At 72.1% G+C, this 4,676-nt stretch carries 4 protein-coding genes; 2 read left to right on the top strand and 2 right to left on the bottom strand.

Annotation, left to right across the window (positions count from 1 at the left end):
- Positions 1-100: 100 nt before the first annotated feature.
- Positions 101-1,312 (bottom strand): MFS transporter, encoded by a 1,212-nt coding sequence (locus tag AB0O00_RS30260; RefSeq protein ID WP_363657157.1) that lies wholly within the window; start codon positions 1,310-1,312, stop codon positions 101-103.
- 441 nt (positions 1,313-1,753) lie between these two features.
- Between AB0O00_RS30260 and AB0O00_RS30255 the strand changes: the two genes are divergently transcribed.
- On the top strand, positions 1,754-3,097 hold the full coding sequence (locus AB0O00_RS30255) for a dicarboxylate/amino acid:cation symporter (RefSeq protein ID WP_363657155.1): 1,344 nt from the start codon (positions 1,754-1,756) through the stop codon (positions 3,095-3,097).
- 230 nt (positions 3,098-3,327) lie between these two features.
- Here the strand turns inward: AB0O00_RS30255 and AB0O00_RS30250 are convergent, their stop codons facing one another.
- On the bottom strand, positions 3,328-3,531 hold the full coding sequence (locus AB0O00_RS30250; RefSeq protein ID WP_030060085.1) for a cold-shock protein: 204 nt from the start codon (positions 3,529-3,531) through the stop codon (positions 3,328-3,330).
- Positions 3,532-3,852: 321 nt separating this feature from the next.
- Between AB0O00_RS30250 and AB0O00_RS30245 the strand changes: the two genes are divergently transcribed.
- Positions 3,853-4,676, top strand: an 824-nt coding sequence (locus tag AB0O00_RS30245; protein WP_363657153.1) for a menaquinone biosynthesis protein, incomplete at its 3' end; no start/stop codon positions are given.

The raw sequence follows: 4,676 nt of genomic DNA, 5'->3' as shown, positions 1-4,676 counted from the left end.
CGACCACCCCCGCGGCCCCCCGACCCGCCCGACCTCGACCCACCCATGAAGGGGCCCGCCGTACCTCACCCCCGGCGGGCACAGTCGTCTCTGGCGGCGGTCAGCCCACGGGCACCGCCTGCGGCACCGGCGCGAGCCGCGGCGCCGCCCGGAACCACCGGCGCGCGCCGAACAGCAGCAGGCCGCCCAGGCCGATCCCGCCCGCCGCGCACAGCGCCACCGACCGCAGCGAGCCTTCGGCGAGGTTGCCCGACACCGCGTAGCCGAGCGAATTCCCGGTCGCGAACAGCGTCACCAGCCAGGCGAACGCCTCCGTCACCGTCCCGGTCGGCGCCAGCTCCGCGACCAGCACGAACGCCGCCGCGAGCAGCGGGGCCAGCACGATCCCCGACACGAACGCCAGCGCGGCCATCGGGTACGGCCCGGGCAGCACCACCAGCGGCAGGTAGGACGCGGCCATCACCAGCGCCATCACCCACGTCCGGGTAGCCGTGCCGCTGCGCCACTTCACGGCTCCGTACGCGAGCGCGCCCAGCAGGCCGCCGAGCGCGGCCAGCGCCAGCAGCGTGCCGGCGCCGCCGGGCAGGGCGCCCGCGTGGTGCTCGGCGTAGGCGATGAACAGCACGTTCTGCGCGCCGACCGCCCAGCCGGCCCCGGCCAGCCCGACCAGCAGCAGCACCAGGCCGGGCGAGCGCAGCGGGCCCAGCAGCCCGGCCGAGTGCGCGCGCGCCGGAGCCCGCCAGGCCCGCGCCGGCGCGGCGGTGGCCACGACCAGCGCGCCCGCGAGGCCCAGCCCGGCAGCCACCCACAGCGCCACGACCGGGCTGGCGAAGCCGGCGATCCCGGCGACGGCGAGCGGCCCGGCCACGTAGAGGATCTGCTGCGAGGCGGAGTCGAAGGCGTAGGCGGTGTCCAGCTGCTCCTCCTCGACCACGGCCGGCCACAGCGAGCGCAGGCAGGGTTCGAGCGGGGGCATCGCGAGCCCGGCGATCGCGGCGCCCACCGGCGCGGCGAGTACCGACCCGGGCGCGAGCGCGAGCAGCGCGTACCCGCCGCCGGCGACGACGGCGGACGCGACGAGGACGCGCGGCTGCCCGGTGAGGTCGACGATCCGGCCGAGCACCGGCCCGCCGACGGCGGCCGCGAGCGCGTAGACGGCGGTGGCCAGGCCGATCCGGCCGTACGGCGCGCCGGCCTCGCGCAGGGCGAGGGCGATGACCAGGGCGGTCATGCCGGCGGGCAGGCGGCCGAGCAGGGTGCCGAACAGGAGGCGGCTGACGTGGGGGGCGCGGAGCAGGGCGAGATAGCCCATCGGCGGGTCTCCGGTGGGGGCGTGTAGGGAGCAGGGCCGTTGATGGCACCGTCAAAGTTATACGTATAACCGTCGGGCGGTCAATCGGACTGGCTCGACCGACTGATGGTGCGTCAGGCTCGTTCGTGTCCGGATCTCGCTCTTGCGCCACCCTCATCTCAAACAAGTACTTTGAACATCTCAAACCTTTACTGCTAACGTGTCGGCCATGACCCCCTCGGACGCACCCCGGATGCACGGCCTGGGCACCCCGCCCACCGCCGCCCGCGCGTGCCGTCTGCCGGGAGCCGTGGACAGCCCGCGCCGTTGTCGCGCCGTCTCCTGTATTCCGGCGGCACGCCCCTGACCGGGGCCGAGCCCTCACCGCCCGGCCCGTGTGCCGTGCCGCCGTCCCCGCCGCACCCCACCGTCAGCACCGCCCTCCCCCGGAGCCGCACCCCCATGTCCACAGCGCCCGAGGCGACCTCGTCGCCGTCCGTGCTCGCCCGCATCCGCAAGACGCCGTTCTGGGTGCAGATCGTCGCCGGCCTCGTGCTCGGCGTCGGCCTCGGCTACCTCGCCCGCGCCGCCGACGTCTCCTGGCTGGCCACCACCCTGGAGACCATCGGCAAGACCTTCGTCCAGCTGCTCAAGCTGGCCGTCCCGCCGCTGGTGTTCACCGCGATCGTGGTGAGCGTCGCCAACCTGCGCAACGTCACCAACGCGGCCCGCCTCGCCGTCCGCACCCTGCTCTGGTTCCTGATCACCTCGCTGATCGCCGTCGCCATCGGCCTCGGCCTCGGCCTGCTCACCAACCCGGGCCAGGGCACCAACCTGAGCACCGAGGGCCTCAAGGCGCCCAAGGGCGGCGGCACTTGGGTCGACTTCCTGACCGGCATCTTCCCGACCAACATCGTCACCGCGTTCACCGAGGTGAACGTGCTGCAGATCGTCTTCATGGCGGTCGTCGTCGGCGCCGCGGTCATCAAGCTCGGCACCAAGGCCGAGCCCGTCCTCAAGCTCAGCGAGTCGGTCCTGGAGCTCACCCAGACCGCCCTGTGGTGGGTCATCAGGCTCTCCCCGCTCGGCACCCTCGGCCTGATCGGCAAGTCCGTCGCCAAGTACGGCTGGGACCTGCTCAAGCCCTTCGCGACCCTCACCGCCGACATCTACGTCGGCTGCGCGCTGGTGCTCTTCGTCGTCTACTCGCTGCTGCTGAAGTTCGCCGGCGGCCTCAACCCGCTCAACTTCTTCCGCGGCGCCTGGCCCGCCATCCAGCTGGCCTTCGTCTCCCGCTCCTCGGTCGGCACCCTGCCCGTCACCCGCCGCGTCACCGAGCGCCTCGGTGTCCCGAGCGAGTACGCGTCCTTCGCCGTCCCGTTCGGCGCCACCACCAAGATGGACGGCTGCGCCGCGATCTACCCGTCGATCGCCGCGATCTTCGTCGCCCAGGTCTACAACATCGACCTCGGCATCAAGGACTACGTCCTGATCGCCTTCGTCTCGGTCATCGGCTCTGCCGCCACCGCGGGCCTCACCGGCGCGATCGTCATGCTGACCCTGACCCTCTCCACCCTGGGCCTGCCCCTGGAGGGCGTCGGCCTGCTGCTCGCCATCGACCCGATCCTCGACATGATGCGCACCGCGACGAACGTCGCCGGGCAGGCGCTGGTGCCGGTCCTGGTGGCGGCGCGGGAGAAGACCCTCGACCTCGTCGCCTACAACAGCCCGACGGGCGACCTGCTGGACGGTTCGGCCGCCGTCCCGGCGGAGGTCGCCGCGAAGGCTGCTCCGGCCGCGGCCTGAGTTCCGTGACGAGGCCCGTCCTCGCGCCGTTCGCGGCGTGGGGGCGGGCCTTCGTGCGGCTGGGGGTGGCGGGCCTTTATATACGGCTGGGGAAAGGCCGTGGGGAAAAGGCAGGGGGCCCGCCGTGTGGCGGGCCCCCTTGGGTGTTGCTCTTGTGCTCATGGTGGCGGCTGTCGGGAGCCGCCTGCGGACCCGTCGGGGTCCCGAGCGATCAGATCATCAGAGGATGGTCAGATAGCGGTGACGTTCTCCGCCTGCGGGCCCTTCGGGCCCTGGGTGACGTCAAAGCTGACCGCCTGGTTCTCCTCCAGCGAGCGGAAGCCGCTCGCGTTGATGGCGGAGTAGTGGACGAAGACGTCGGGGCCGCCGCCCTCCTGGGCGATGAAGCCGAAGCCCTTCTCAGCGTTGAACCACTTGACGGTTCCCGTGGCCATGCCGTTCTCCTTGCGAGGCGTGTCGGGGGCCACACCGTGTGGCTCCCGGTCCGCTGCGCTGATCGCCCTGCCTCCGGACGAGTCCGAAGTTTTTCGATATTGCTGAAAAACTACAAAAAGCCTGCGGTTACATGCTCCGCAGGCTTCAAGTACTGCAAGGGGAATCAAACTGCAACTGAGGGCAACGCTAGCATGCGGTTGCGGTGACGACCAGGGGTGAACTGCGGTGCGCACGGCGCGTGTCGGGAGGGTGGGTGCGGGCCGTTCACGACGCCGGGCATACGCTGCGTGGAGGCGCACGAAGAGCAAGGGAGCGGCGCAGTGGAGCACACCCCGGCGGAACACACCCCGGCCAGGCCGAGGGTCGGACACATCCAGTTCCTCAACTGCGTACCCCTTTACTGGGGGCTCGCCAGGACCGGCAACCTGCTCGATCTCGACCTCACCAAGGACACCCCCGAGAAGCTCAGCGACCAGCTCGTCGACGGCACGCTCGACATCGGCCCGATCACCTGCGTGGAGTACCTGCGGCACGCCGACGAACTGCTCGTCCTGCCCGACATCGCGGTCGGCAGCGACGGCCCGGTGATGTCCTGCGTGATCGTCAGCAAGGTGCCGCTGGCCGACCTCGACGGCCGCCGGGTCGCCCTCGGCTCCACCAGCCGCACCTCCGTCCGGCTCGCCCGCCTGCTCCTGGAGGAGCGCGAGGGCGTGCGCCCCGAGTACTTCAGCTGCCCGCCCGACCTCGCCCAGATGCTCGCCGAGGCCGACGCCGCCGTCCTCATCGGCGACCCGGCGCTGCGTGCCTACCTCGGCCAGGCCGCCGACCTCGGGCTCACTGTCCACGACCTCGGCGCGATGTGGAAGGAGTGGACCGGCCTGCCCTTCGTCTTCGCCGTCTGGGCGGTGCGCCGCGACTTCGCCGCCCGCAGCCCCGAGCTGACCGCCGCCGTCCACCGGGCCTTCCTGGAGTCCCGCGACCTGTCACTGGTCGAGGCCGCCAAGGTCGCCGAGCAGGCCGCCCGCTGGGAGGCCTTCGGCGCCGACGTGCTGGAGCGCTACTTCAGCGAGGCGCTCGACTTCTCGCTCGGCGGGCGGCAGTTGGCCGGCGTCGCCGAGTTCGCGCGCCGGGTGGCGCACGACAG

Source organism: Kitasatospora sp. NPDC093558 (genome assembly GCF_040683475.1).
Classification (GTDB): Bacteria; Actinomycetota; Actinomycetes; order Streptomycetales; family Streptomycetaceae; genus Kitasatospora.
The sequence above is the reverse complement of the archived record's forward strand: the minus strand, read 5'-3'. Positions and strand labels throughout refer to the sequence as shown.

What these genes read in the sequence shown, in the direction of transcription:
- AB0O00_RS30255 (WP_363657155.1), top strand. Translation starts at nt 1,754, where the DNA reads ATGTCCACAGCGCCCGAGGCGACCTCGTCGCCGTCCGTGCTCGCCCGC.
- AB0O00_RS30260 (WP_363657157.1), bottom strand. Translation starts at nt 1,312, where the DNA reads ATGGGCTATCTCGCCCTGCTCCGCGCCCCCCACGTCAGCCGCCTCCTG.
- AB0O00_RS30250 (WP_030060085.1), bottom strand. Translation starts at nt 3,531, where the DNA reads ATGGCCACGGGAACCGTCAAGTGGTTCAACGCTGAGAAGGGCTTCGGC.